This window comes from Brevibacillus sp. B_LB10_24 (assembly GCF_046036945.1).
Lineage (GTDB): Bacteria > Bacillota > Bacilli > Brevibacillales > Brevibacillaceae > Brevibacillus_C.
Genome location: NZ_JBJQOQ010000001.1, coordinates 259,011 through 283,645 on the forward strand (window position 1 = coordinate 259,011; position 24,635 = coordinate 283,645).

At 56.0% G+C, this 24,635-nt stretch carries 27 protein-coding genes; all 27 read left to right on the top strand.

The window, feature by feature from the left end; all coding sequences use genetic code 11:
• A complete protein-coding gene (locus tag ACI7RC_RS01335) occupies window positions 1-1,011 on the top strand; it encodes a beta-ketoacyl-ACP synthase III (RefSeq protein WP_408106413.1) in 1,011 nt (336 codons plus the stop codon).
• Between the two features lie 14 nt (window positions 1,012-1,025).
• Window positions 1,026-1,976, top strand: coding sequence for an ACP S-malonyltransferase (fabD, locus tag ACI7RC_RS01340; RefSeq protein ID WP_408106414.1), 951 nt, complete (start codon window positions 1,026-1,028; stop codon window positions 1,974-1,976).
• Window positions 1,970-2,710, top strand: a complete 741-nt coding sequence (fabG, locus tag ACI7RC_RS01345) for a 3-oxoacyl-[acyl-carrier-protein] reductase (protein ID WP_408106415.1) — start codon at window positions 1,970-1,972, stop codon at window positions 2,708-2,710. Before fabD ends, fabG begins: the two co-directional genes overlap by 7 nt.
• A gap of 79 nt (window positions 2,711-2,789) precedes the next feature.
• A complete protein-coding gene (acpP, locus tag ACI7RC_RS01350; RefSeq protein WP_019120485.1) occupies window positions 2,790-3,023 on the top strand; it encodes an acyl carrier protein in 234 nt (77 codons plus the stop codon).
• 211 nt (window positions 3,024-3,234) lie between these two features.
• Window positions 3,235-4,476, top strand: a complete 1,242-nt coding sequence (gene fabF / locus ACI7RC_RS01355; protein WP_408106416.1) for a beta-ketoacyl-ACP synthase II — start codon at window positions 3,235-3,237, stop codon at window positions 4,474-4,476.
• Window positions 4,477-4,520: 44 nt separating this feature from the next.
• Window positions 4,521-5,207, top strand: a complete 687-nt coding sequence (gene rnc, locus ACI7RC_RS01360) for a ribonuclease III (protein WP_408106714.1) — start codon at window positions 4,521-4,523, stop codon at window positions 5,205-5,207.
• Between the two features lie 123 nt (window positions 5,208-5,330).
• Window positions 5,331-5,828: a DinB family protein gene (locus ACI7RC_RS01365; protein WP_408106417.1), complete on the top strand. Its 498-nt coding sequence runs from the start codon at window positions 5,331-5,333 to the stop codon at window positions 5,826-5,828.
• Between the two features lie 73 nt (window positions 5,829-5,901).
• Entirely contained in the window at window positions 5,902-6,354 is a 453-nt protein-coding gene (locus ACI7RC_RS01370; RefSeq protein ID WP_408106418.1) for a GNAT family N-acetyltransferase, read from the top strand.
• 345 nt (window positions 6,355-6,699) lie between these two features.
• Window positions 6,700-7,497, top strand: a complete 798-nt coding sequence (locus ACI7RC_RS01375) for a helix-turn-helix transcriptional regulator (protein WP_408106419.1) — start codon at window positions 6,700-6,702, stop codon at window positions 7,495-7,497.
• Window positions 7,498-7,587: 90 nt separating this feature from the next.
• Window positions 7,588-8,991 carry an MFS transporter gene (locus tag ACI7RC_RS01380; RefSeq protein ID WP_408106420.1) on the top strand — a complete coding sequence of 468 codons (1,404 nt, stop codon included), beginning with the start codon at window positions 7,588-7,590 and terminating at the stop codon, window positions 8,989-8,991.
• Between the two features lie 147 nt (window positions 8,992-9,138).
• On the top strand, window positions 9,139-9,525 hold the full coding sequence (locus ACI7RC_RS01385) for a BlaI/MecI/CopY family transcriptional regulator (protein WP_408106421.1): 387 nt from the start codon (window positions 9,139-9,141) through the stop codon (window positions 9,523-9,525).
• 560 nt (window positions 9,526-10,085) lie between these two features.
• A complete protein-coding gene (smc, locus tag ACI7RC_RS01390) occupies window positions 10,086-13,658 on the top strand; it encodes a chromosome segregation protein SMC (RefSeq protein ID WP_408106422.1) in 3,573 nt (1,190 codons plus the stop codon).
• Window positions 13,659-13,699: 41 nt separating this feature from the next.
• Entirely contained in the window at window positions 13,700-14,701 is a 1,002-nt protein-coding gene (gene ftsY / locus ACI7RC_RS01395; RefSeq protein ID WP_408106423.1) for a signal recognition particle-docking protein FtsY, read from the top strand.
• 132 nt (window positions 14,702-14,833) lie between these two features.
• Entirely contained in the window at window positions 14,834-15,172 is a 339-nt protein-coding gene (locus tag ACI7RC_RS01400; RefSeq protein ID WP_408106424.1) for a putative DNA-binding protein, read from the top strand.
• 11 nt (window positions 15,173-15,183) lie between these two features.
• Window positions 15,184-16,602 carry a signal recognition particle protein gene (gene ffh / locus ACI7RC_RS01405; RefSeq protein ID WP_408106425.1) on the top strand — a complete coding sequence of 473 codons (1,419 nt, stop codon included), beginning with the start codon at window positions 15,184-15,186 and terminating at the stop codon, window positions 16,600-16,602.
• Between the two features lie 107 nt (window positions 16,603-16,709).
• Window positions 16,710-16,982: a 30S ribosomal protein S16 gene (gene rpsP / locus ACI7RC_RS01410; protein ID WP_408106426.1), complete on the top strand. Its 273-nt coding sequence runs from the start codon at window positions 16,710-16,712 to the stop codon at window positions 16,980-16,982.
• Window positions 16,983-17,005: 23 nt separating this feature from the next.
• A complete protein-coding gene (locus ACI7RC_RS01415) occupies window positions 17,006-17,233 on the top strand; it encodes a KH domain-containing protein (protein ID WP_408106427.1) in 228 nt (75 codons plus the stop codon).
• Between the two features lie 63 nt (window positions 17,234-17,296).
• A complete protein-coding gene (locus ACI7RC_RS01420; protein WP_408106428.1) occupies window positions 17,297-17,713 on the top strand; it encodes a YlqD family protein in 417 nt (138 codons plus the stop codon).
• On the top strand, window positions 17,710-18,228 hold the full coding sequence (gene rimM / locus ACI7RC_RS01425) for a ribosome maturation factor RimM (protein WP_408106429.1): 519 nt from the start codon (window positions 17,710-17,712) through the stop codon (window positions 18,226-18,228). Before ACI7RC_RS01420 ends, rimM begins: the two co-directional genes overlap by 4 nt.
• A gap of 11 nt (window positions 18,229-18,239) precedes the next feature.
• Window positions 18,240-18,995 carry a tRNA (guanosine(37)-N1)-methyltransferase TrmD gene (trmD, locus tag ACI7RC_RS01430; protein ID WP_408106430.1) on the top strand — a complete coding sequence of 252 codons (756 nt, stop codon included), beginning with the start codon at window positions 18,240-18,242 and terminating at the stop codon, window positions 18,993-18,995.
• A gap of 147 nt (window positions 18,996-19,142) precedes the next feature.
• Entirely contained in the window at window positions 19,143-19,490 is a 348-nt protein-coding gene (gene rplS, locus ACI7RC_RS01435; RefSeq protein WP_408106431.1) for a 50S ribosomal protein L19, read from the top strand.
• Window positions 19,491-19,590: 100 nt separating this feature from the next.
• Window positions 19,591-20,148, top strand: coding sequence for a signal peptidase I (lepB, locus tag ACI7RC_RS01440; protein WP_408106432.1), 558 nt, complete (start codon window positions 19,591-19,593; stop codon window positions 20,146-20,148).
• 28 nt (window positions 20,149-20,176) lie between these two features.
• On the top strand, window positions 20,177-21,046 hold the full coding sequence (ylqF, locus tag ACI7RC_RS01445) for a ribosome biogenesis GTPase YlqF (RefSeq protein ID WP_408106433.1): 870 nt from the start codon (window positions 20,177-20,179) through the stop codon (window positions 21,044-21,046).
• A gap of 93 nt (window positions 21,047-21,139) precedes the next feature.
• Window positions 21,140-21,922 carry a ribonuclease HII gene (locus ACI7RC_RS01450; protein ID WP_408106434.1) on the top strand — a complete coding sequence of 261 codons (783 nt, stop codon included), beginning with the start codon at window positions 21,140-21,142 and terminating at the stop codon, window positions 21,920-21,922.
• A gap of 23 nt (window positions 21,923-21,945) precedes the next feature.
• On the top strand, window positions 21,946-23,952 hold the full coding sequence (locus ACI7RC_RS01455) for a hypothetical protein (protein ID WP_408106435.1): 2,007 nt from the start codon (window positions 21,946-21,948) through the stop codon (window positions 23,950-23,952).
• Window positions 23,949-24,236, top strand: coding sequence for an EscU/YscU/HrcU family type III secretion system export apparatus switch protein (locus ACI7RC_RS01460; protein WP_408106436.1), 288 nt, complete (start codon window positions 23,949-23,951; stop codon window positions 24,234-24,236). Before ACI7RC_RS01455 ends, ACI7RC_RS01460 begins: the two co-directional genes overlap by 4 nt.
• Window positions 24,233-24,589: a YraN family protein gene (locus ACI7RC_RS01465; RefSeq protein WP_408106437.1), complete on the top strand. Its 357-nt coding sequence runs from the start codon at window positions 24,233-24,235 to the stop codon at window positions 24,587-24,589. The genes ACI7RC_RS01460 and ACI7RC_RS01465 overlap by 4 nt, the downstream gene beginning before the upstream one ends.
• Window positions 24,590-24,635 lie beyond the last annotated feature (46 nt).

Sequence of the window (24,635 nt, forward strand, 5' to 3'; positions counted from 1 at the left end):
ATGAGAGGATTACGCTCGGTTGGCATCCTGTCAACTGGCTCATATACACCTGAACGCGTACTGACCAATGCGGATCTGGAAAAAATGGTCGATACCTCGGACGAGTGGGTAGTGACCCGCACCGGCATTCGCGAGCGCCGCATCAGCGCGCCGGAACAAGCCTCGTCCGATCTGGCGCTGGAAGCGGCGAAGAAAGCGCTCGAGAAGGCCAGGGTTCGTCCGGAAGACTTAGATATGATCATCGTGGCAACCGTCACGCCTGACATGATGTTTCCTTCGACGGCTTGCATCCTGCAGGACAAACTCGGGGCGGCAAAGGCGGCGGCGATGGACCTGTCGGCAGCCTGCACGGGGTTCCTGTACGGCATCACCACGGCCAGCCAGTTCATCGCCAACGGGCTGTACCGCTACGTGCTGGTAGTCGGGGTCGAGTGCCTGTCGAAAATCACGGATTATACGGACCGCAACACCTGCGTATTGTTTGGAGACGGTGCGGGTGCCGCTCTGCTCGGTCCGGTCGAGCAAGGGATGGGCTTTTTGGCGTTTGACCTGGGTGCGGATGGATCCGGCGGCCCGCTGCTCTCTTTGCCGGGCGGAGGTTCGCGTCTGCCGGCTTCCAGTGAAACGGTGGAACAGCGGCAGCACTACATCTCGATGGCCGGGTCGGAAGTGTTTAAGTTTGCCGTCAAGGTAATGAACTCGGCGACCGAGGCGGTACTGGAGAAGTCGGGGATCAGCAAGGATGAGATTGATTTGATGGTGCCTCACCAGGCCAACCGGCGGATCATCGACGCTGCCGTCAAGCGCTTCGGCCTGTCCGAGGAGAAGGTCGTGATCAACCTCGACCGCTACGGCAACATGTCGTCTGCGTCCATTCCGGTGGCGTTGGACGAAGCAATCGAGGCCGGACGCCTCAAAGAAGGAGACAACGTCGTGCTCGTCGGCTTTGGCGGCGGATTGACGTGGGGAGCGGCCCTGTGCAAGTGGTCGACTCGCGAAGCAAAAGAGTAGGGAGTGGTTGCGAGATGAGTAAAATCGCTTTTGTCTTCCCGGGACAAGGTTCCCAGTTCGTCGGCATGGGAGCGGAGTTGGCAAAAGATTACGCAAAGGCCAGGGAGGTATTTGCGCAAGCGGATGCCGCATTGGGCTTCTCTTTGTCCACGCTCTGCTGGATGGGACCGGAAGAAGATCTTCGTCTTACCGCCAATACCCAGCCGGCCATTTTGACGATGAGTGCAGCAGTTCTGGAAGCATTGCGGGAAAAACAGCCCGGTTTTCAGCCGGACTTTGTCGCCGGGCACAGCCTTGGTGAGTATTCGGCACTGGTTGCGGCCGGGGCGATGAGCTTCGCGGATGCGGTAACCACGGTGCGCCTGCGCGGCCAGTTTATGGAGGAAGCTGTACCAGCCGGACAGGGGGCGATGGCTGCGGTGCTCGGGATGGACCGGGAGGCGCTGCACGCCGTCTGTGAAGCGGTCAGCTGCCAAGGCCATCCGGTTCAACTTGCCAACCTGAATTCTCCAGGGCAAATCGTCATCTCCGGCAGCGCCGAGGGCGTACAGCTTGCTTCCGAGCAGGCCAAGCAAAACGGGGCGAAGCGTGTCATGCCGCTTAACGTCAGCGGCCCGTTCCACTCTTCTTTGATGGCGCCGGCAGCGGACAAACTGGCCGGGGTTCTGGACGGGATCGCCATCAAGGACGCAGGGATACCGGTTGTCGCCAATGTCACCGCCAAACCGGTGAGCGAAGCGAACCAAATCAAAGAAAGTCTGATTCGGCAGGTAGCTTCCCCGGTGCTTTGGGAAGACTGCGTAACCTATATGCTGGGTGAGGGCGTTACCACGTTTGTCGAGATTGGTCCGGGCAAGGTGCTGGCGGGACTGATCAAGAAAATAGCGCCAAAAGAAGTGCAGATTTTTGCGGTTCAGGATATGAACGGCCTGACTGAACTGCTGGATGGAGGAGTGTTATGCTGACGAATCAGGTAGCCCTGGTGACAGGCGCCTCCCGCGGGATCGGCCGCGCGATTGCCCTGAAGCTGGCCGAAGCCGGAGCCAACGTCGTCGTCAACTACGCGGGCAGTGAAGCAGCGGCGGCCGAGACGGCGGCAAAAATCAGAGAGATGGGGCGCGAAGCGCTGGTGATCAGAGCCAACATCGCAAGCACGGATGAGGTAAACGAGATGTTCAAGCAGACACTGGACCATTTCGGCCGGCTGGACATCCTGGTCAACAATGCCGGGATTACCCGCGACAACCTGCTGATGCGGATGAAAGAGGATGAGTGGGACGAGGTCATCAACACCAACCTGAAAGGCGTATTTACCTGCATCAAGGCGGCCACCCGACCGATGATGAAGCAGAAGAGCGGCCGGATCATCAACATCGCTTCGGTCGTCGGCTTTCTCGGCAATGCCGGGCAGGCCAATTACGTCGCGGCCAAGGCAGGCGTGATCGGATTGACCAAGACGAGCGCCCGCGAGCTGGCTTCCCGCGGCATTACCGTAAATGCCGTCGCGCCCGGATTTATCGACACTGACATGACGGCTAAGCTGCCGGAAGACCTGCGCGAGGCCATGCTCCGGCAGATTCCGCTCGGCCGGCTGGGCCAGTCCGAGGACGTCGCGGCTGCGGTGCTGTTCCTCGCCTCTGATGCAGCCGGCTACATGACAGGGCAGACGCTGCACATCGACGGCGGCATGTTCATGTAGAGGCCGCTTCGACCAATAGGTGACAACTGGTTTTTATATAGGACATCCCGTATAATACTTGGAGAGGGGGTGAGCAAAAATGGCTGATACATTTGACCGTGTAAAGAAGATCATCATTGACCGTCTGGGTGTGGAAGAGGAAAAGGTGGTTATGGAAGCTTCCTTTAAGGAAGATCTGGGAGCTGATTCCCTTGACGTGGTAGAGCTCGTGATGGAACTGGAAGACGAGTTCGATATGGAGATTTCCGACGAAGACGCTGAAAAGATCTCTACTGTGGGAGAGGTAGTAAAATACATAGAGTCCCGCCAGTAAGAGTAAGTAGGAGTCCCGTGAAAACGGGACTTCTCTCCCTTCATAATGGAACACCTTGACTTATTTTCCCATACATAGCGGAATCCCGTTTTTATTCAATTCCGATGAAGTTCGCCCCTGCAGGCAGGGGTTACTTTTTCAGGCGGAATGGACATAACTAGGAACGAATAGAAGCGAAAAAAGCTGATTTGATGATATAGAGGTGAATGTCATGAAACGTAGAGTGGTTATTACCGGTGTTGGTGTCATTTCCTCATTGGGCAACGATGCTGCCGTTTTCTGGAATCATTTGCTGGAAGGAAAGTCCGGAATCGACAAGATTACTTCTTTTGACGTATCCGACTACCCGACCCAGATCGCCGGGGAAGTAAAAGACTTCGATCCCGAAGCGTACATGGATAAAAAGGATGCCCGCCGGACCGACCGCTTTGCCCAATTCGCGCTGGCTGCGTCGAAGATGGCCTTGCAGAACGCCAAGCTGGAGATTACGCCGGAGATAGCTCCGCGGGTCGGCGTCTACATCGGTTCGGGGATCGGCGGACTGGCAACCTGGGAGGACCAGCACACTGTGCTGATGGAAAAAGGGCCTCGCCGGGTCAGCCCGTTCTTCATCCCGATGATGATCGCCAATATGGCGGCCGGCCTCGTCTCGATTGAAACGGGTGCAAAAGGGCCGACATCCAGCGCGATGACGGCTTGCGCCACCGGGACCAATGCGATCGGGGATGCGTTTAAGCTGATTCAGTACGGCAAAGCCGACGTCATGATTACCGGCGGAGCGGAAGCGACGATCAGGCCGATGGCGATCGCCGGCTTTTGCTCAGCCAAGGCGATGTCAACCCGCAATGACGAACCGCAAAAAGCGAGCCGTCCGTTCGATCAGGACCGCGATGGCTTCGTCATGAGCGAAGGCTCAGGCGTTCTCGTGCTGGAAGAGTACGAACACGCCGTAGGGCGGGGGGCGACGATCATCGCCGAGGTGATCGGCTACGGACTCAGCGGCGACGCCTTCCACATCACGGCACCGCCGGAGAACGGGGAAGGGGCTGCCCGCTGCATGCAGGACGCGCTTAATGATGCCGGAATTCGACCGGAGGATGTAGGCTACATCAACGCTCACGGAACCTCGACCGACATCGGCGACATCGCCGAGACCAGGGCGATCAAGACGGTCTTCGGCGATCACGCCTACAAGCTGGCGGTCAGTTCAACCAAATCAATGACCGGACACCTGCTCGGGGCTACAGGCGGTGTCGAAGCGATTGCGACAGCATTTGCCCTGCGAGATCAGATCTTGCCGCCGACGATCAATCTGGAGCATCCCGATCCCGAGTGCGATCTGGACTATGTGCCGAACCAGGCGCGCCGTGCCGATGTGAAGGTGGCCATCTCCAATACGTTTGGCTTTGGCGGGCACAACGCGACAATCGTCCTCAAACGTTTTGAGGCTTAAGCCGGGCAAAGCGCCCGGCCACGCGGAGGAAGGTAGTGGAAGTGTTGAATTTTGCAGAACTCCAAAAAAAGATCGGCATTCACTTTCACAATGAGAGTGTGCTCAGGCAGGCATTTACCCACTCTTCATACGTGAATGAACAGAGGGGAAGGCGAATCCAGGACAATGAACGTCTCGAGTTTCTGGGAGATGCAGTGTTGGAGTTGGCTGTTTCGCAGTTCCTTTACAAGACGTTTCCCAAGATGACCGAGGGCGAGATGACGAAGCTGCGGGCGGCCATCGTCTGCGAACCGTCCCTTGTCAAATTTGCCGAGCGGCTCCGTTTCGGCGACATGGTTCTGCTGGGTAAAGGAGAAGAGATGACAGGCGGCCGGCAGCGTCCGGCGCTGCTCGCTGACGTATTCGAAGCCTTCGTCGGAGCCCTCTATCTCGATCAGGGGATTGACGCAGTCTTCCGCTTCATGGAAGCCTACGTCTATCCCTTGATCGACAAAGGGGAATTTACCCAGCTGACGGATTTCAAAAGCCAACTGCAGGAATTCGTCCAGCAGGACAACCTCGGCGAGATCCAGTATCGCATCGTCCAGGAGAAGGGACCGGCGCACAACCGCGAGTTCGTCTCGGAAGTGCTGCTCAACGACAATCCTCTCGGCCTCGGCATCGGCCGTTCCAAAAAAGAGGCCGAACAGCAGGCTGCCGCCCGCGCGCTGATCAAATTGGGAGCGAAATAAAAAACGAAAGCCGTACCGTTTATGGGGTGCGGCTTTTTTCGTTTGTGCTGTAACATCACTGACCATATCTGTCAGGGATCATTGAGTAGAATGAGCGTAAATACAGCCAAGGAGGACAAGCGGATGTTTGTCAAAATCAGTGATTTCACAGCTGAATGGAAGAAAGAAATGAATCTCACCCAACAATTGATGGACACCTTGACAGATGAATCGCTGCAGCAAGCAATTGCGCCAGAGTACCGAACGTTGGGACAAATTGCCTGGCACCTCGTTTTGACCATCGGCAGCATGTCAATGATGGGGCTCGATCTCGAGAAACCGGATGGAGGAGAACGCGCTCCCGCTTCCGCAAACAAGATCGCGAGTGAATACAGAAGGCTCTCGCAAGCCTTGCTTGATGCCGTGGAGACCCAGTGGACCGATGCCGACTTGCTGCAGTCCAAGTCCGTGAACGGCGAGGAATGGTCCAACGGATATTCCCTGCATCTGATCATTCAGCATGAAGTCCACCATCGCGGACAAATGACAGTCCTGATGCGTCAAGCAGGATTGCGTCCGGCCGGGATATACGGTCCCACGCGGGAAGACTGGATCGAGAAAGGGCAGCAGCCTTACCTTTGATTCGATTTTGCCGTGTACCTGGACATGGTATACTGTTGGAAACGCTGGTTGACAGGAAAGCAGGGTAGATTACATGAAGATCAGAAAGTGGAGTGCCGGCGAAGCGGTTCCAAGAGACCTGTTGCTGTTGGCAGACCCCTCCCCCGAATTTGTTGAGGACTATGTCAGCCGAGGGGAGTGTTTTATCGCCGAGGCAGATGGTCAGGCCATCGGGGTGTACGTATTGCTTCCGACAAGACCGGGAACCGTTGAGCTGGTCAATATTGCCGTTGACGAGAAGCATCAGGGGAAAGGAATCGGGAAGCGGCTCGTGGCACATGCCATTCAACAGGCAAAATCCAAGGGTTATCGTACCATCGAAGTCGGGACGGGAAACTCCAGCATCGGCCAACTGGCCCTGTATCAAAAATGCGGATTCAGAATGACCGGAATTGACAGGGACTTCTTCGTCAGACATTATCCTGAGGAGATTTTTGAACAGGGGATACAGTGCCGGGATATGGTGCGCTTATCCCAGGATTTGTGATCGATCGTGCCGCTTGTGCGGCGCGGTTTTTCATGTGGAAAAGTGATTTCTGAGCAACCGTTATGATTTTGCCTTATCCGTCATATCTGCATGCAAAAGCATATACATTGGGGTTTAGGAATAACATCCGGAAGAAGGGAAAGCGGATCGTGCAATTAAGGAAGAGCTTGCAGCAGCATGCGGGCTCTCTTTTCTTTTTTGCGAAGCTGGCCGTTTGTCGAAGAAAAGTGAATTTTGCGAGCAATTAATGCTGGCGCATATACGAACGATTGTTCTATAATGTTGTATGGGACAGCAAACGAATCCCAATCGAAACAGGAAGATGAGCAGAAGGAAGGTGTAGGCATGATGACTGACCGGTACGCAGAAATTGACGGGGTGATTGCATATATTCACGAACAGATTTATGATCCGCTTCCGCTTTCCCGGCTAGCCAGCTATGCGGGTTACAGTCCCTACCACTTTGCCCGCATTTTTAAAGAAAGAACCGGCCTCTCTCCTCTCTACTACGTTTCTTCCCTCCGATTGCAAATGGCAAAGGATTTATTGCTGCGGACAAATTTAAGTGTTCGCGACATCGGGTTGGAGATCGGGCAGCAAAGTCTGGGAACCTTCACCACCCGCTTCACCGAGCGGGTAGGCGTGACGCCGACTCACTTTCGCAACTCCGCGCTGGAAGCGGACGATCTCTTTCATTCGTTGAAGAAGCTGGATGATTGGTCGATGTATCAACGGTTCGCTGACACTCATTTCAGGGTAGAAGGGACCGTCCATTCAGTGATTCCTTTTGAAGGCGTTGTGTTAATCGGCTTATTTGCCAAGCCGATTCCGGAAGGACGTCCCTTGTACGGGACGCTGTTGTCATCCTTGGGGAATTTTTGCTTTACGGGCGTCAAACCGGGCACGTACTACCTGATGGCCACATCGGTCTCTTGGGGGATGCAGGCGATGGATTTTCTGCTGCCGCACACTACCTTGCGCGCCCGAGTGAAGGAGCCAATCATCGTGGGTCCCTATTCCCCCGTGCCCCATCAGCAATTGGTGCTGCAGCTGCCCCGTTCGGACGATCCTCCCATACTGGTATCCATTCCGCTATTGATGCAAAGTTTTCTCGGCAAGGTGTACCAAAACAGCAATCGATAAGAAACCTGATTATTTGCTCCGTGCTAGGATAGGTGCAGGGCTGAAGATCGTTTTGCCCTCTACAAACAAGAGAAAAGGAGCAAAGGAGAAATGAAATCGGTGGAGAGCAAAACCAAACCAGTGACGGACACTTCAGACATAAAGAAAAGTGTACCGTGGCTTTACTTCGTGATCTTTTTTTCCGTACTGAACGAGTCGGTATTCAACGTAGCTACTCCGAGCATCGCCAAGCAGTTCGCTTTGGATGCAGCCGGTGTAAGCTGGGTGGTAACGATTTTTTTCATCGTCTTCGGGATGGGTATGGTTATTTTTGGCAAATTATCCGATATGTACAGCATCAAAAAACTGATAACGATCGGAATCGCCCTTTACAGCCTGGGGTCGATTCTTGGCTTTGCCTTGCAATCCTGGTATCCCGCTGTCATTTTATCCAGGGCGTTGCAAGGCGCCGGCGGATCTGCGATTCCGGCATTGGTCTTTGCCATGGTAGCGCGTTATTTTACTTCGGACGAACGCGGCAAATTGTTTGGCATCATTACTTCGACTGCATCCTTCGCCGTTGGTATCGGCCCGGTCCTCGGCGGTTACATCGCGGGATCGTTTAGCTGGGCATACTTGTTCCTCATCCCGCTTCCTGTCCTCATCGCCATTCCCTTTTTTCGGAAGCTGCTGCCGACGGAACAGCCCAGGCCGGGCAGGCTGGATGCTGTCGGGGCGCTGCTGTTGGGGATTGTCGTGTCGATGCTGGTCCTGTTTACGACAGAAGCACGCTGGCTCTACTTGTGTGCAGCTTTCCTCGCTCTTGTCCTCTTTATCGTCCACATCCGCCGGGCGAAGGAGCCGTTTGTCGATCCCGCCTTGTTTGCCAATCCGCTGTACCGGAGCGGGCTCGTGATCGGCTTTTTGATCTTCGGCACCGTCATGTCCGTGATGTTTGTCATTCCGCTGATGCTGCATCACATGTACGAGTTGAGCACGGACAAAATCGGACTCATCATGTTCCCGGGAGCGATCAGCGCGGTCGTCTTTGGCAGGGTGGCCGGCAACATGACGGTCAGACGGGGGAGTCATTTCGTCGTCTACCTGGGGCTAGGCCTGATCGCGCTTAGCCTTCTGCTGCAATCTTCAACGATCGGGCTTTGGGTGTGGTACATCGGGGTGGCACTGATCATGATGTACATCGGCTTTTCTTTCCTGCAGACGGCATTGGCGGAGAGTGTGACTCAAATCCTGCCTGCTGACCAAATCGGCATCGGCATGGGGTTCTATAATATGACCTCGACGATCTCCGGGGCAGTCGTGACAGCGCTCGTCGCCAAAGCGATGGAGCAAAAGCTGTTTGCTTTTCCGCTGCATCCTTTGATTTCGGACGCTCATGCCTATGTGTACGGCAACCTGATCCTGTTCTTAAGCTTTATCGTCCTTGCCGTCGCTCTTTTCTATCTCTTCTCTTTTGGGAAGAAAGTTCCGCAGTCACTCAATGAACCAGTCTAATTCTCCAGCGAACCGAGGCCGCGTGATCCCCTGAGCAGACGCAGGGGATCACGTGACTACGCTTTGTACAGAAAGTCCTTTCTTTTTTTTATACAAATGTATTATTGATGTAGTTATACATTTGTATAAGAAAAAGGATGGTCATCTATGGATGGTAAAATCAAGCGATTGCCAGATGCAGAGCTGGAGATCATGCTGGTTATCTGGGAAGCCGGAAAACAGGTTAGCTCTTCATACATACTGGAACGACTGCGGGGGAAAAGAAAGTGGGCTTTGGCTACCTTGATGACGGTATTGGCGCGGCTGGTCGAAAAGGGATTCCTGCGCTGCGAAAAAGAAGGGCGCAGCAACAGCTATCAAGCTGTCATTTCGGAAGCGGAATATAAGCAAAGCGAAGGAAAATCCACACTGGAAAAGTTGTACGGCAACTCTATTCAAGACATGGTGATGTCCCTGTACAACGGGAAAGCCATCGACAAAAGCGACCTTGCCGAACTTCGCGACTTCCTTGATAAGGTAGCGAAGGAGGAGTAGGCATGCCGACAAGTCTATTTATCGATTACCTGGTCATTTCCGTTACGACCAGCCTTGTCATTATCGGTTTAAAAGTGTCGTCTCCAATACTGCACAAAAATTATGCGGCTAAGTGGAAATACTGGGTGTGGATGATTGTGGCTGTACGCTTGCTGTTACCCTTTCACTTTTCGTTTCATGGGAACGACTCTCCGTCAAGCTTCCCGAAAAATTCGATCAGTATTCGAAGAACCCTCTCTCGCCAATCTTCAACGGGAAGGAAGGACTGTACCCTATCAGTCTGTTCGATGATAAGATTGGAGTAATCGGAATGATTTATTTGTCCAGTAAAGACGGAGGCCTAACATGGGGTTACGATGGAACCCATGATAAACTGGATATCGGCAAATAAGGGAAAAGCGGCCGGTATGGACGCGATATTTTTTCCGTTCATCCAGGCGAACCCGGTTTTTTTGCAGGTTCTCCTCTTCGTCGCTGATTTATGGTAAAATTAATAGGTTGCAATGGATAAAATGCTCCTGCCCCCAGGAGCCTTTTTTCTACGACAGGAGGACGAAGGGATGTACCTGAAACGCTTGGAATTAATCGGGTTTAAATCGTTCGCGGACCGCACCGAGCTGGAGTTTGTCCCGGGCGTAACGGCGGTCGTCGGACCGAACGGCAGCGGCAAGAGCAATGTGTCCGATGCGATCCGCTGGGTGTTGGGGGAGCAGAGCGCCAAATCGCTTCGCGGCGCCAAGATGGAGGATATCATTTTTGCCGGAAGCGATACGCGCAAGCCGGTCAACTTCGCGGAAGTGTCGCTCACCTTGGACAACTCCGACGGCTCACTCGATCTGGAGTACTCCGAGGTGACCGTGACACGGCGGGTGTACCGTTCAGGCGAGAGCGAGTATTCGATTAATAAGCGTCCTTGCCGCCTGAAAGACATCATGGAATTGTTTATGGATACAGGCGTGGGGAAAGAAGCCTACTCCATTATTGGACAAGGCCGGATCGAAGAAATCCTCAGTACGAAAGCGGAGGACCGCCGCGGCATTTTTGAGGAAGCGGCGGGAATCGTCAAATATAAAAATCGCAAGCGGGAAGCGGAGAAAAGGCTGGACGAGACCGAGCAAAACCTCGTGCGCATCCACGACATCGTCAGCGAGATCGACGAGCAGGCGGGCCCGCTTGCCGAGCAGGCCGAAACGGCCAAAACCTATAAAGTGCTGCATCAGCAGCTGGTCGAACACGAAGTCTCCCTGTACGTGCAGCAGATCGAGGCGACCCACGAAAAATGGCAGCGTGCAAGCGAACAGGTAGCCGGCCTGCAAAACGAGCTCATCCAGCTGTCCGCCACCTCCAGTACCCGGGAGGCGGAGCTGGAGCAGGCAAAGTTGAAGGTGCACGAGATCGATCAATCGATTGAAGAACTGCAGCAGGTGCTTCTTTCCGTCAGTGAAGAAACCGAGAAGGTGGAAGGCCAGCGGGAAGTACTGCGCGAACGCAAGCGCAACCTGGCGGCCAATCGGCAGCAGACGATGGAACAGCTGCACCGGCTGACAGAAAAACAGCGCAGTCTGGAAGAAGAGCTGGCCGAACAGAACAAGCTGAAGCAGGAGGCCGAGCTGCGCCTTGCGGAAGCGGAGGCTGCGCTGAAAAAGGCACAGGAGAATTACAGCGAGATGCTGCAAGCGCTGACGGACGACGTCGACGCCTTGAAGAGCGATTACTTTGAAAAGCTGAATCAGACAGCCAATCTGCGCAACGACATGCGCCACCAACAGCAGATTCTGCAGACGCATCAGGCGCGCGTAGACCGCCTGACCCAGGAAAAAGCGCGGCTCGACCAGGAAGAGGCCCAGCGGCAGGAAAAGCTGGCTCTCTGCCAGCGGGAGTTGGCCGAAGTCGAACAGGCGATCAATGAAACACTGGCCTCCTACAAGGCGCTGATGGACGGCGTGCGGGAGCGGCAAGCCGGGGTAGACAGCGCGCGAAGCGAATTGCACCAGCTGGAGCAGCGGAGGGAAGCGGCAAAGTCGCGTCTCGCCTTGCTAAAAGAGATGCAGGCTGAATTCGCCGGTTTCGGGCAAGGGGTCAAAGAAATTTTGAAGGCGCGGGAAAAAGGGTTCAAGGGGATCCACGGTGCGGTCGCCGAGCTGTTGTCCGTGCCGCAGAAGGTGGAGACGGCTGTCGAAGTGGCGCTGGGCGGCGCCCTGCAGAACGTCGTCGTCGATGACGAGCGGGCCGGGCGCGAGGCGATCGCCTACCTGAAAAAACAAAATCTCGGCCGTGCCACCTTTCTTCCGCTGGACGTCATCCGCTCCCGCTCACTTGCGGAGAGCGACCGCCGCTTGCTGGCCAAGGAGGAAGGCGTTGTCGGCATTGCCAGCGAGCTCGTCTCCTTTGCCGAGCCCTACCGTGCGATTATCGAGTCGATGCTCGGCACGGTGGTCGTCACGGCTACCCTGGAGCAGGCCAACCGCGTGGCCCGGGCCTGCGGCTATCGCTACCGGGTCGTCACGCTGGAGGGAGATCTGGTCAACGCCGGCGGCTCGATGACCGGGGGTGCGCTGAAAAAGAATTCATCCAATCTGTTAGGTCGCGGGCGCCAGGCGGAAGAGCTGGAGGCGATGCTCGCCGAGATCGACCGGTCGATTCAGCAGCAGGCGGAGCTGATCCAGAAACTGCAGCAGGAAGCGGCGAAGATGGAAGCCGAGCAGGAAGAGCTGCGGAGCCGGGGAGAAAGCCTTCGCTTGAAGGAACAGGAGCAGAAGGGCGTGCTGCAGCAGATCGAGTCGGAGGGGCGGACCCTGACCGAGCGACTGTTTTTGCTGACGCAGGATCTCGACGGCTACCGGCAGGAGATGAAGCTGGCCGAGGAAAAGCGGGCCAAGCTGGACGAGCAGCTGGAGCAGTTGGCGAAGGAAGAACAGGAACTCAGCGCCCGGATTGCCGCGGCGGAAAGCAAGCGGCTCGAACAGCTTACCAATAAGGAAGAGATGAATGAGCAGATCACCGGGCTGAAGGTGCTGGTCGCCCAGGTGAAGGAGGAGCATCGCTCCCGCGTCGAACAGACGGAGCGCCTGGCACAGGAACAAGCGGCACTGAAGCGGGACTGGGAAGAAGCCAACCGAACGTTGGCCTCCTACGACGAACTGGAGGGGACCAATGACTCCTCTACCGTTGAGCTGGACGAGCGGATTGCCGAGCTTCGCCGGGACAAGGAGAATGTGTCCGCGTTGATCGCCGAGCGGCGGGGAGACCGGGCCACCCTGTTTGCCCAACAGGAACAAGTGGAACTTGAGACGAAGGAAATTCGTAAACAAGTAAAAGGGCTGGAGGAGAAGCTGCACCAGGAAGAAGTGAAGACCAACCGCTACGACGTCGAGCTGGATCACCTGCTCGGCAAGCTCTCGGAAGAGTACGAACTGAGCTTTGATCTGGCCAAGGAGAAGTACCCGCCCAAGGGAGACATCGGCGAGCTGCAGCAGGTCGTCAACCGGCTGAAAAAGGAGATCGCCGCCCTGGGCACAGTCAACTTGGGAGCGATTGAAGAGTATGAGAGGCTGTCCGAGCGGCTGCAGTTTTTGAGCGGCCAAGAAGCGGATTTAAATGAAGCAAAAGAGATGCTGTACCAGGTGATCGCCGAGATGGACGAAGAGATGTCTCGCCGCTTCCAGCAGACGTTCGAGGAGATCCGCGAACAGTTCCAGGACGTGTTCGTGCAGCTGTTTGGCGGAGGGCGGGCCGATCTGATGCTGTCCCAGCCGGACAATCTGCTGGAGACGGGGATCGACATCGTCGCTCAACCGCCGGGGAAAAAACTGCAAAATCTCGCACTGCTCTCGGGCGGCGAGCGGGCGTTTACAGCGATGGCACTGCTGTTTGCCATCCTGCGGGTGAAGCCTGTGCCGTTCTGCGTGCTCGACGAGGTAGAAGCGGCATTGGATGAGGCCAACGTTGCCCGCTTTGCCGAGTACATGCATCACTTTAGCAGCCAGACCCAGTTCATCTGCGTGACGCACCGCAAGGGGACGATGGAGAGCGCAGACGTGCTGTACGGCATCACGATGCAGGAAGGCGGGGTTTCCAAGCTGGTATCGGTCCGCCTGGAAGAGACGAAGAAGTTCATCGAGAATGTGTCATAAGCCGTGCCGAATTCATTTTTCGGCCAAGAAGGGGGATACCTGTGAGTTTTTTCAAGAAATTACGCGACGCCATCGTGCAAAAATCGGAGGCGGTCACACAGAAGTTTACGCAAGGGCTAACGAAAACGCGTGACGTCCTCGTCGGCAAGGTGGAAGAACTGATTCGCCGCTACAAAAAAATCGACGACGATTTCTTTGAGGAGCTGGAAGAGATCTTGATCGGGGCGGACGTCGGCGTCTCCACGGTCATGGAGCTGATCGATGAGCTGCGGGATGAGGTGCGCAAGCGCAAAATCGAGGAAGCGGCTGACCTGCAGCCGATCCTCTCGGAAAAACTGGTCGCCCTGCTGCAGGGCGGCGGCAGCGAGCAGGATGCCTCGCTCAATATTCAGCCCAGCCGGCTCAACGTTATCCTGTTCGTCGGCGTCAACGGCGTCGGCAAGACGACGACGATCGGCAAGATGGCCCACATGCTGAAGCAGCAGGGGAATAAGGTCCTGCTGGCGGCCGGCGACACCTTCCGCGCGGCGGCGATCGAACAGCTGGAGGTATGGGGCGAACGCGTCGGAGTGGATGTGATCAAGCACCAGCAGGGAGCCGATCCGGCGGCGGTGATCTTCGACGCCGTGCAGGCGGCCAAGTCACGCGGAGCCGATGTGCTTCTGTGCGATACAGCCGGACGCCTGCAAAACAAAGTCAACCTGATGGAGGAGCTGGCCAAGGTGCACCGCGTATTGCAGCGGGAAATCCCTGGCGCCCCGCATGAGGTGCTGCTCGTACTCGACGCCACGACCGGTCAAAATGCGATGTCTCAGGCGAAGACGTTTGGCCAGTCGGCGGGTGTGACCGGGATCGTCCTGACCAAGCTGGACGGGACGGCAAAAGGCGGCATCGTCATCGCCATTCGCAATGAGCTGAGCCTGCCGGTGAAATACGTCGGTCTGGGCGAAAAAATGGACGATTTGCAGCCGTTTGATCCGGAACAGTTCGTCCACGCCCTGTTCGCCGGAGTGATTGAAGACGAAGCGAAAACAAGCGAGTAAGGCAGCAAAACTCTTGTCAACAAAAACACTTGACAGTGGGCATGGAATTGGATAGTATAGTATCTGGTTCTGTAAAGTGATTTCCCTTTACAGTGATGCAACCGCGGATCTTTTAAGCAAAGGATTGGTTTCATGCTTGAGAAGACCAATCAAGTGAATCTCCTGTTTGACTTTTACGCTCCGCTGCTAAAAGGAAAACAGCGGGAATACCTGGAATTGTACTATTTGGACGACCTTTCGCTCGGCGAGATTGCGCAGATGCACGAAGTGAGCCGCCAGGCGGTTTACGACCACATCAAACGCGCTGAAAAGCAGCTGTTTGAGTACGAAGAAAAGCTGCAGCTTGCCATCAGGCATCAGCGGCGTCAGGAAGTGATTTCCCAGGCGATCCTGCTGGCCGAAGCGACGGAAGAAAGCAAGCCGAGAGAGGAACTCCTATCTTTGCTCCGCCAACTGTCAGAGATGGATTAGGAGGGGCTGGCATGGCCTTTGAAAGCTTAGCAAGCCGGTTGCAAAGTGCATTTGACAAACTGCGCGGCAGAGGGAAGATCGACGAGCAGGCGGTCAACGAAGCGATGCGGGAAGTCCGCCTCGCCTTGCTGGAAGCCGACGTCAACTTCAAGGTAGTAAAAGACTTTGTCGCACGTGTGAAAGAACGGGCGATTGGCCAAGAGGTGCTGAAAAGCTTAACCCCGGGGCAGATGGTCATCAAGGTAGTCAACGAAGAGTTGACTGAGTTGATGGGCGGCAACGTCGCCAAGATAGCCGTCGCAGCCAAACCGCCGACCGTCGTGATGATGGTGGGACTGCAGGGGGCAGGTAAGACGACCACCACCGGCAAGCTGGCCAAGTACCTGCAAAAGCAAAACCGCAAACCGCTGTTAGTGGCGGGCGACATCTATCGCCCGGCTGCGATCAAGCAGCTGCAGGTGCTGGGCGAACAGGTGAAAGCGCCTGTCTTTACCTTGGGCGACCAGGTTAGCCCGGTCGAAATCGCCAGACAGGCGATTGAACACGCAAAAGAAAATCATCTCGACTACGTCTTGATTGATACAGCCGGACGCCTGCACATCGATGAAGCGCTGATGGATGAGCTGAAACAGGTGCGGGAAGTAGCGAAGCCGGACGAGATTCTCCTCGTCGTCGACGCCATGACCGGACAAGATGCGGTCAATGTGGCGGAGAGCTTCAACCAGCAGCTGGAATTGACCGGCGTGATCCTGACCAAGCTGGACGGGGATACCCGCGGCGGTGCTGCCCTGTCAGTCAAGGCAGTCACCGGGCAGCCGATCAAGTTTGCCGGGATGGGCGAGAAGCTGGATAGCCTCGAACCGTTTCATCCGGACCGGATGGCTTCGCGGATACTCGGCATGGGCGATGTGCTCAGCCTGATCGAGAAGGCCCAGGAAGCGGTCGACACCGAGAAGGCCAAAGAGATGGAGAAGCAGATGCGTCAAGGGGAGTTTACCTTTGACATGTTCCTTGACTCCATGCAGCAGATGCGCAAACTGGGTCCGCTGGAGGACATTCTCGGGATGATGCCGGGGATGAACAAGATGAAAGACCTGAAGGTGGATGAAAAGCAGCTCGGGCGCGTCGAAGCGATCGTCACGTCGATGACCCTGAAGGAGCGGGCCAATCCCGACCTGCTCAACGCCAGCCGCCGCAAGCGGATTGCCGCTGGAAGCGGTACGAGCGTTCAGGAAGTCAACCGTTTCATCAAGCAGTTTGAAGAAATGAAGAAGATGATGAAACAGTTCAGCGGGATGGCGGACAAGATGCAGAAGAAGAGCAAGAAAAAAGGGTTCGGCCTGCCGTTCATGGGCAAGTCGGCCGGCAACCTTCCGCTGAAGGAGCGGGGGCCCGGTTTCCCGTTTAACTTCAAACCGCCGTTTAAATAAGAATGCTTGAACTCTCTTCGCGAACAGGTGCCTGCCGCACTTCACGCGATAGTTCAGATACAGCTTGTACAACGTGTAAGCGTTGATTGATATAGGAGGTGAACATCATGGCAGTAAAAATCCGTCTGAAGCGTATGGGTTCGAAAAAAGCTCCGTTCTACCGTGTAGTTGTAGCTGACTCCCGTTCCCCTCGCGATGGCCGTTTTATTGAAGAAATCGGTTACTACAATCCGATCGCTCAACCGGCTGTTGTCAATATTGACAGCGAAAAGGCTGTGCAATGGATTTTAAACGGTGCAGCTCCGACTGATACCGTGCGCAATCTGCTGTCCAAAGCAGGCGTCATGGCAAAAGTGCATGAAGCCAAATACGGGAAATAAGGAACTCTGACGGAGGTCATGATATGAAAGAGTTGGTCGAAACGATCGCAAAGGCTCTCGTTGATCATCCGGAAGAGATTCGTGTCAACGCAGTGGAAAAGGACCGATTGGTTGTCTTTGAATTGTCCGTACACCCCGAGGATATGGGGAAGATTATCGGGAAGCAAGGACGGATCGCCAAAGCCCTGCGAACAGTAGTGAGCGCGGCTGCCGTGCAAACGGACAAACGCGTCACGGTAGAAATCGTATGAAAAAGGCTGGGGCACACCCAGTCTTTTTTGCTATCCATAGCTCCTCTACAAAGGAGGGATCTGATGCTGACGATTACGACTCCCGTACAGGTAAAGGTGATCCTGACAGAAGCCTCCCGCGCCCTGCTGCTGGCCGAGTATCGCCGGCAGGTCAAGCAGCTTCAGCAGGAGCTGGAGCAGTGGCAGTTTCAGGGCAAAAAGCTGTTGTCAGAGGCCAAGAAGCAAAGCGACGGGGCCCAGCTGGTAAGAGAACGGGTGGCCCGCGAAGAGCGCGTTCGCAAGGAAAAATTGGAGCTGCTTCAGTTCCAAATCAAGCAGGTGGAGAATCTGCCGGAGGGAAGCGAGATCTACCACACCACGGTAGAGAGCAGCATAGAGATCAAGGTAGGCGAGCGCTGGGATGAAATTATGGAAGGAACGGAAATCATTTTAAAAGATGGCGTTATCCATGAAATCCGCCGAGGAGTGAAGCCGACGTGAGTGAGACACGCTATTTTTTGATAGGCAAGCTGGTCAACACCCAGGGACTGCGCGGGGAGGTCCGGGTGATCCCGACGACCGACTTTCCCGAGGAGCGCTTTCGGGTCGGCAGCGAAATGTACCTGTTTCATGACTCGCTGCCGCAGCCGTTAAAGCTCGCAGTGGCTTCCCGCCGCACCCAAAAAGAGTTTGAGATCATCAGCTTCAAGGGGTACCCCTCCATCAACGATGTGGAGAAGTTCAAAGGCGGCGAGCTGAAGGTGTCGGAGGACCAGTTGATGGAACTGGAAGAGGACGAATTTTACATTCACCAGCTCGTCGGCTGCGAAGTGGTCACAGACGAGGGGGAGCCGCTTGGAAAACTCGTCGACGTGCTGCAGCCGGGAGCAAACGACGTCTGGGTGGTGCGCGGAGTGCGGGGAGAAATCCTGCTCCCGTATATTGACGATTGCATCAAAGAAGTGGACGTTGTAAATAAAAAGATTGTTTGTCATTTAATGGAAGGCTTGCTGTAGGAGGAAAAGGCATGCGCATTGACATCCTGACGCTGTTTCCTGAGATGTTTTCCGGGGTACTTGGCTCCAGTATCTTGGGCAAAGCAGCGGAAAAGGGCATCGTACAGTTTGGCTTGACCAATTTTCGCGATTTCTCTGAGAGTAAACACGGTACGGTGGACGACACTCCTTACGGGGGCGGCGGCGGGATGGTCCTGAAGCCGGAGCCGCTGTTCCGTGCGGTAGAGGCGGTAGCCGGCCAGGCGAAACCTCGCGTCATCCTGATGTGTCCGCAGGGGAGGCGCTACGACCAGCGGCTGGCCGAGGAGCTGGCAGCCGAGCAGCACCTCGTGTTTATATGCGGTCACTACGAAGGGTATGACGAGCGCATCCGCCAGCACCTGGTGACAGACGAGATCTCGATTGGGGATTACGTCCTGACCGGCGGAGAACTGGCTGCGATGGTGGTGATTGACAGTGTTGTCCGTCTGCAGCCGGGTGCGCTGGGCAATGAACAGTCGGCGGTGACGGATTCGTTCTCCACCGGCCTTTTGGAGCACCCCCACTACACCCGTCCGGCTGAATTTCGCGGCTGGCAGGTGCCGGAGGTGCTGCTTTCGGGTCATCACGCCAACATCGAGCGCTGGCGGCTGAGGGAGTCCCTGCGCCGCACAATGGAACGCCGGCCGGAGCTGCTCGCGCAGACGGAACTGACCAAAGAGATGCAGCAGGTGCTCGCAGAGCTTCAAGCAGAGCGGGAAGAAGAAAGTACCGGGGGACAGGATTAGCCCTTGTAGTCGGTTCCCAAGTGTGTTATTATACTTATCGTGGCAATTTTGCCCGCTGACTAAGGCGGTCCGCTACTCGTACGTCGGCCGAAGGTGCTGATGGTTAAGCAGGCGAGTAAGAACGTCTGATCGGAAGGAGGGAATAACATGAATCAAGTGATCCGTGAATTAGAAAAAGATCAATTAAAACAGGATCTTCCTGCGTTCCGACCAGGTGATACCGTACGTGTACACGTTAAGGTTATTGAAGGTCAGCGCGAGCGTATCCAGTTGTTTGAAGGCGTGGTCATCCGCCGTCGCGGCACAGGTATCAGCGAGACTTTCACCGTTCGTAAGATTTCGTACGGTGTGGGTGTAGAGCGTACTTTCCCGCTTCATACGCCGAAAATCGATAAACTCGAAGTGGTGCGCAGAGGCCGTGTTCGCCGTGCGAAGCTGTACTACCTGCGTGATCGTGTGGGTAAGGCTGCACGCATCAAGGAAATTCGTCGATAAGAAGCAAGACAGCCGTTTTGCTTTCAAAAAAAGGGGGTCTGGATTCCAGTCCTCCTTTTTTTCCCATTGATTGATATTGGATGCGCAGGAGGGATTGTACATGAGTGAAGAAGCTACCTCCAGCCGAGGCAAGAGTGAAGCGTGGGAATGGATTAAGGCACTCGCTATCGCAATCGTGCTGGCTTTATTGATTCGCGGCTTCTTGTTCGCTCCGTTCATCGTTGAAGGGGAATCAATGGAGTCTACTTTACATAATGAAGAGAAGCTGGTTGTCAACAAGGCAGTGTACTATCTGCACCCTCCTGAGCGGGGAGATATCATCGTCTTTCACGCCGAGGCCAAACGCGATTACATAAAGCGGGTAATCGGACTTCCTGGCGACACGGTTGAAATGCGCAATGATACCCTCTACATCAATGGTCAACCGATCGATGAGCCGTACCTCGCAGAGAATAAGCAAAAAGCCGAAGCGGCTGGTCTGGAATGGACAGCCGACTTTCAACCGGTAAAGATTCCGGAAGACCACATCTGGGTGATGGGGGATAACCGCCCCAACAGCAAGGACAGCCGGATGATCGGGCCGGTTGAGCTAAAGACAGTGGTTGGACGAGCCGAGTTTGTCTTCTGGCCGCTGAATCGCATCAGAATGACTCGTTAACAAGCAAGAGGAGGCAGGTGGAGTAGCGATGACGATCCAATGGTTTCCCGGCCACATGGCCAAAGCGCGCCGACAGGTAACGGAGAGGCTGGGACAGATCGATGTCGTAATTGAACTGCTTGACGCCAGGCTGCCGCTGTCAAGCCGCAATCCGATGATTGATGAGATCGTCGGCGAGAAACCTCGTCTCATTTTATTGAATAAAGCTGATTTAGCCGACGAAGCTGTGACGAAGGAATGGATGGAATACTTCCGCCTGCGCGGTATCCGAACCTTGCCCATCGATGCCCTTAGCGGCAAAGGAGTAAACAAGCTGCCTGGCATATGCAGGGAGCTCGCCTCCGACATGCTGCAGAAGCGGGCCGAGCGGGGGATGCAGGGCCGGGCTGTGCGGATCATGATACTGGGTATTCCCAATGTGGGCAAGTCATCCCTGCTTAACCGTCTGGCCAAGCGCTCGGTGGCCCAGACCGGCGATCGTCCGGCTGTCACCAAGGCGCAGCAGTGGGTGAAAATGGGAGATTCTCTTGAGCTTCTCGACACCCCGGGAATTCTTTGGCCAAAGTTCGAGGATCAGCAGGTGGGACTTCGGTTGGCCGCAAGCGGGGCCATTAAGGATGAACTGCTTGACTTTACCGATGTCGCGCTGTTTGCGATTCGTTACATGCTGCAGTACTATCCGGAGCGGCTGCTTGAGCGGTTCAAACTGAAACAGCTGCCTGAAGATCACGTGGGAATGCTGGCCGAAATAGGAAAAAAACGGGGCTGCCTGATTGGCGGCGGCGAGATTGACTACGATAAAGCAGCAGAGATTTTCTTACGGGAGCTGCGTTCGGGGAAGCTGGGGAGTATCTCTCTGGAGAGGCCCACGGACTGGCAGGAATCAGAGGAAGCGTAAATTTTATTTGCAGCTACGCCTAACTCCGTCTACCATGATAGGTAAGCGGAGTTTTTCGCTTTCATGCAGTTCGTACATAGGAGAGAACCGTCAATGAAGATTGAGAATATGTCGATAACAGAAATAAGAGAGTATCTTTCTAAGCAAGAAGAGGTCTCGGCGTCTGTCCTCAAGCAGCTGCTCGCCGACCAGCGCAAAGGCGTCGTGGAGCTCGCCCGGCAGTTGACGCAGCGGCAAGAGCGGCAGGCCAAGCTGGCTGCGAAGTGGGAAGAGATGTCGCAGTATGAACGGGCCTGCAGGCAGCAAGGGAAGACTATCGTCGTCGGCATCGATGAAGTGGGCCGGGGGCCGCTTGCAGGGCCGGTTGTGGCCGCCGCGGTGGCGTTGAAGGAGGACTTTTATCTCCCCGGACTGGACGACTCGAAAAAGGTGCCGGAAGCCATGCGACAGGCTTTTTATGAAGTGATCATGCGGGAAGCGCAGTACGTGGGGATCGGCATCGTATCTGCCGAGAGAATAGATGAGATCAATATATTGGAAGCGACACGGGAAGCGATGCGGCACGCTGTCCTTGAGGCGGGTACAAGACCGGATATCTGCCTGATCGACGCGGTGCAGATACCGGACTTCCCGTTTGAACAACGGCCGATCATCGGCGGAGATGGAAAGAGCGTGTCGATTGCCGCCGCTTCCATCGTGGCCAAGGTAACGCGGGACAGGCTGATGGCGGAGTATTCGCTGCTCTATCCGGAATACGGCTTCGAGAAGAATGCCGGGTACGGCACGGAAGAGCATTTGCGGGCTCTGCACCTGGTCGGACCTTCCCCGATACATCGGCGTACATTTGGCGCTGTCAAGGAACTGGCTGCCCGGTAGGCATGCCAAAGGAGGGTTGCACCATGTTTCAGGCTGCACAACTGATCACTTCCGTATTGAATCGGGCGGCAACACCCGGGCAAAAACAACTGGAATTAACACCTGGGCAGGTAGTCGCGGGGCGCGTCGTCAGGCTGCTGCCTGACAGTCAAGCACTGGTTCAAGTCGGCGGCACACAGGTATTGGCGAAGCTGGAAACACCGCTGGAGGCAGGACGGACCGCCTGGCTGCAGGTACAGCCATCCGGCAACCCCGTGACGCTCAAAGTCCTGCACACCACAGATGAGTCCGGACAGCAGCCGTCGGCAGAGGCGCTGCTGCGCACGCTGGGGATTGCCGACACGGCTCAGAGCAGAACGCTGGTGGCGGCATTGATCCAGCAGCAGCTTCCGGTGTCAAGGGAGTCGATCAACGCTTTTCTCGCTGCTGCCCAGCGCCTCGGCGGCCTGGACGATGGACTTGTCGATGCCTTTTTACTGGCGGTCAGGCGCAATCTGCCTGTGACCGAAAATGTGCTGGCCGGACTTCGGGCGTTTTTTTCCGGGGATTCGCTGGCGGAGTCCATCGGCACCTTCGGCAGGCAGGCTGAGCTGTTTTTGCAAACGCATGGCAGCAGCGCCACAGGAGAAAACCGGTTGGCAGCGGCAAACGGACTGCCGCAGCTGATCGCCGCCTTGCGGGGAAAATTGGCTGAACTGCCGGTCGATTTGTCGCAGCTGGGCTCACGGGCAGGCCAGGCAGCGAAAGAATCGCCGCCCTCTCCGTCTGCCTTGCTGCCAGCGTCACAGTCTAAAGTGCCCGCTGCACCCGGAATCGCTGTGTCCGAGCCTCTGAATGGGCTGCAAGGAGCGACGGGTAAGGCGGCAGGGATAGAGCGTCCTGTTTCAACGGCACAGGCGGGGCAGCCAGTACAGGCAGGACAGCCGGTGCAGCCGGGACGGGCCGGTACGGAAAGCTCTCCGCTTGCCGGTCGTTTTGCTGCAGGCGGGCTTGTCCCAGATCAGGAGGCATTTGGCTCCATATCTTCTCGCGACGCGGCGTCTGAGACAGAGACCCGGTTTGCAGCCAAGCCGGAGATGAGGCCGGGTGCCGGTTCACAGACGATGGTGAGCGGACAAGGGGTGGGCTCCTCGGCTACCGCCAGCGGGTCGGCCAGCGTTCTACCCGCTTCTGCGGGCCTGTCTGGCAGCAGCAACGCCTGGGCTCGGACATCGGACTCTAGCACACCGGACACCGTCCGCACCCAGGTGGAAAATCCCACTCCGCAGACGGCATCGCTCCGCCCGACTGGCCAGTCTGATCGGGCCCCCGTGCAGCATTCGAATCAGGACCTCGCTTCGGATGTGGTTCACCTAGGTTCAGGCCCAGCAGCACAGGCAAAGGGAGAGCAGCTCAGGGAGCTGTTCCACAGCTTGGGTCTGCGGCACGAAAGGGAGGTTGCGCAGAGCCAGATCCCGCCTGGAGGACGCTTTGCCGCGGACAGCCGCCTGGAGACGGTCAAAGGCATGCTGCTGCAGGTGCTTCAGCAGCATGGGGAGGCATTGCCCGCCGGCCTGCGCCAGTCAGCGGAAAGCCTGCTGCAGCAGATTACCGGACAGCAGTTGATGCTGCTGCAGCCTGGCAGCCAGTCGATCTCCCAGGTGGTCATGCAGATACCGCTGCGAACTGAGCAAGGCGAGCAGACGGCCTTCGTACAGATCGAGTCTCGCAAACAGGGCGGCGGACAGCTCGACCCGGAAAACTGCCGTCTGTTCTTCAATCTCGATTTGCACACATTGGGCGTGACGATGATCGACGTCAACATCGTCAACCGGATCGTCAATGTCAGCATTTTTAATGACCAGCCATGGCTGGATCCGCTCGTCTACGGCGCAAAACAAACATTTGCCAGGCAGTTGGGCGAGGTCGGCTACCAATTGTCCGGCTTGCGTGTCCAGCCGATCCCGGCGGCGGCAGGAGATGAACCGGTGAGCGCGGAAGTCAAGGCGGGCCTGCTCGCCAGCTATAAAGGGGTGGATTTGCGCATATGAGCCGTCCACCGCAACCAGGACAGTTCGGCAAAAAAGCCGTGGCCCTTCGCTACCGGGCAGAGATGGCGGAGGCGCCCAAAGTTGTCGCCAAAGGCAAAGGATTTGTGGCGGAGAACATCCTGCAGCGGGCCAAGGAGCACCGGATACCGATTCAGGAAGACCCTTCGCTCGTCGAGATGTTGAGCAAGCTTGACGTGAATCAGCAAATCCCGCCGGAACTGTATCAAGTCGTAGCGGAAATCCTCGCTTTTGTATACCGCATGGACAAGGCGGGCGGGAAGTGAGCAGGTGGAGAGCAAGGCTGGGCAAAAAGGGGGAGCAGCTGGCAGTGGAGCATCTGCAGACAAAAGGCTACTCTATCCTCGGGCAGAACGTGCGGTTTGCCTCCGGGGAGATTGATATCGTCGCCGTTGACGGGAATACGCTGGTGATCGTGGAAGTACGAACCCGCAGCAGTGATCGGTACGGTACCCCTGCGGAATCCATCACCTGGCAAAAGCAAGGCAAGCTGCGAGAGTTGGCCCTGCTCTATCTCAAGCAGCAGCAGCGAAGACAGCGCATTCGCTTTGACATCGTCTGCATCTTGTACAAGGATTCTGCGACCTTTGAACTGAAGCACATCATAGGGGCATTTTAGAATTAGGCGGCTTGATTTGGGGGAGTGTCTACAGCAGCCCCTGCCT

Excerpts from the sequence above, each read along its gene's own strand:
- ACI7RC_RS01335 (WP_408106413.1), top strand. The coding sequence starts at position 1 with ATGAGAGGATTACGCTCGGTTGGCATCCTGTCAACTGGCTCATATACA.
- fabD (WP_408106414.1), top strand. The coding sequence starts at position 1,026 with ATGAGTAAAATCGCTTTTGTCTTCCCGGGACAAGGTTCCCAGTTCGTC.
- fabG (WP_408106415.1), top strand. The coding sequence starts at position 1,970 with ATGCTGACGAATCAGGTAGCCCTGGTGACAGGCGCCTCCCGCGGGATC.
- acpP (WP_019120485.1), top strand. The coding sequence starts at position 2,790 with ATGGCTGATACATTTGACCGTGTAAAGAAGATCATCATTGACCGTCTG.
- fabF (WP_408106416.1), top strand. The coding sequence starts at position 3,235 with ATGAAACGTAGAGTGGTTATTACCGGTGTTGGTGTCATTTCCTCATTG.
- ACI7RC_RS01365 (WP_408106417.1), top strand. The coding sequence starts at position 5,331 with ATGTTTGTCAAAATCAGTGATTTCACAGCTGAATGGAAGAAAGAAATG.
- ACI7RC_RS01370 (WP_408106418.1), top strand. The coding sequence starts at position 5,902 with ATGAAGATCAGAAAGTGGAGTGCCGGCGAAGCGGTTCCAAGAGACCTG.
- ACI7RC_RS01375 (WP_408106419.1), top strand. The coding sequence starts at position 6,700 with ATGATGACTGACCGGTACGCAGAAATTGACGGGGTGATTGCATATATT.
- ACI7RC_RS01380 (WP_408106420.1), top strand. The coding sequence starts at position 7,588 with ATGAAATCGGTGGAGAGCAAAACCAAACCAGTGACGGACACTTCAGAC.
- ACI7RC_RS01385 (WP_408106421.1), top strand. The coding sequence starts at position 9,139 with ATGGATGGTAAAATCAAGCGATTGCCAGATGCAGAGCTGGAGATCATG.
- smc (WP_408106422.1), top strand. The coding sequence starts at position 10,086 with ATGTACCTGAAACGCTTGGAATTAATCGGGTTTAAATCGTTCGCGGAC.
- ACI7RC_RS01400 (WP_408106424.1), top strand. The coding sequence starts at position 14,834 with ATGCTTGAGAAGACCAATCAAGTGAATCTCCTGTTTGACTTTTACGCT.
- ffh (WP_408106425.1), top strand. The coding sequence starts at position 15,184 with ATGGCCTTTGAAAGCTTAGCAAGCCGGTTGCAAAGTGCATTTGACAAA.
- rpsP (WP_408106426.1), top strand. The coding sequence starts at position 16,710 with ATGGCAGTAAAAATCCGTCTGAAGCGTATGGGTTCGAAAAAAGCTCCG.
- ACI7RC_RS01415 (WP_408106427.1), top strand. The coding sequence starts at position 17,006 with ATGAAAGAGTTGGTCGAAACGATCGCAAAGGCTCTCGTTGATCATCCG.
- ACI7RC_RS01420 (WP_408106428.1), top strand. The coding sequence starts at position 17,297 with ATGCTGACGATTACGACTCCCGTACAGGTAAAGGTGATCCTGACAGAA.
- trmD (WP_408106430.1), top strand. The coding sequence starts at position 18,240 with ATGCGCATTGACATCCTGACGCTGTTTCCTGAGATGTTTTCCGGGGTA.
- rplS (WP_408106431.1), top strand. The coding sequence starts at position 19,143 with ATGAATCAAGTGATCCGTGAATTAGAAAAAGATCAATTAAAACAGGAT.
- lepB (WP_408106432.1), top strand. The coding sequence starts at position 19,591 with ATGAGTGAAGAAGCTACCTCCAGCCGAGGCAAGAGTGAAGCGTGGGAA.
- ylqF (WP_408106433.1), top strand. The coding sequence starts at position 20,177 with ATGACGATCCAATGGTTTCCCGGCCACATGGCCAAAGCGCGCCGACAG.
- ACI7RC_RS01450 (WP_408106434.1), top strand. The coding sequence starts at position 21,140 with ATGAAGATTGAGAATATGTCGATAACAGAAATAAGAGAGTATCTTTCT.
- ACI7RC_RS01455 (WP_408106435.1), top strand. The coding sequence starts at position 21,946 with ATGTTTCAGGCTGCACAACTGATCACTTCCGTATTGAATCGGGCGGCA.
- ACI7RC_RS01460 (WP_408106436.1), top strand. The coding sequence starts at position 23,949 with ATGAGCCGTCCACCGCAACCAGGACAGTTCGGCAAAAAAGCCGTGGCC.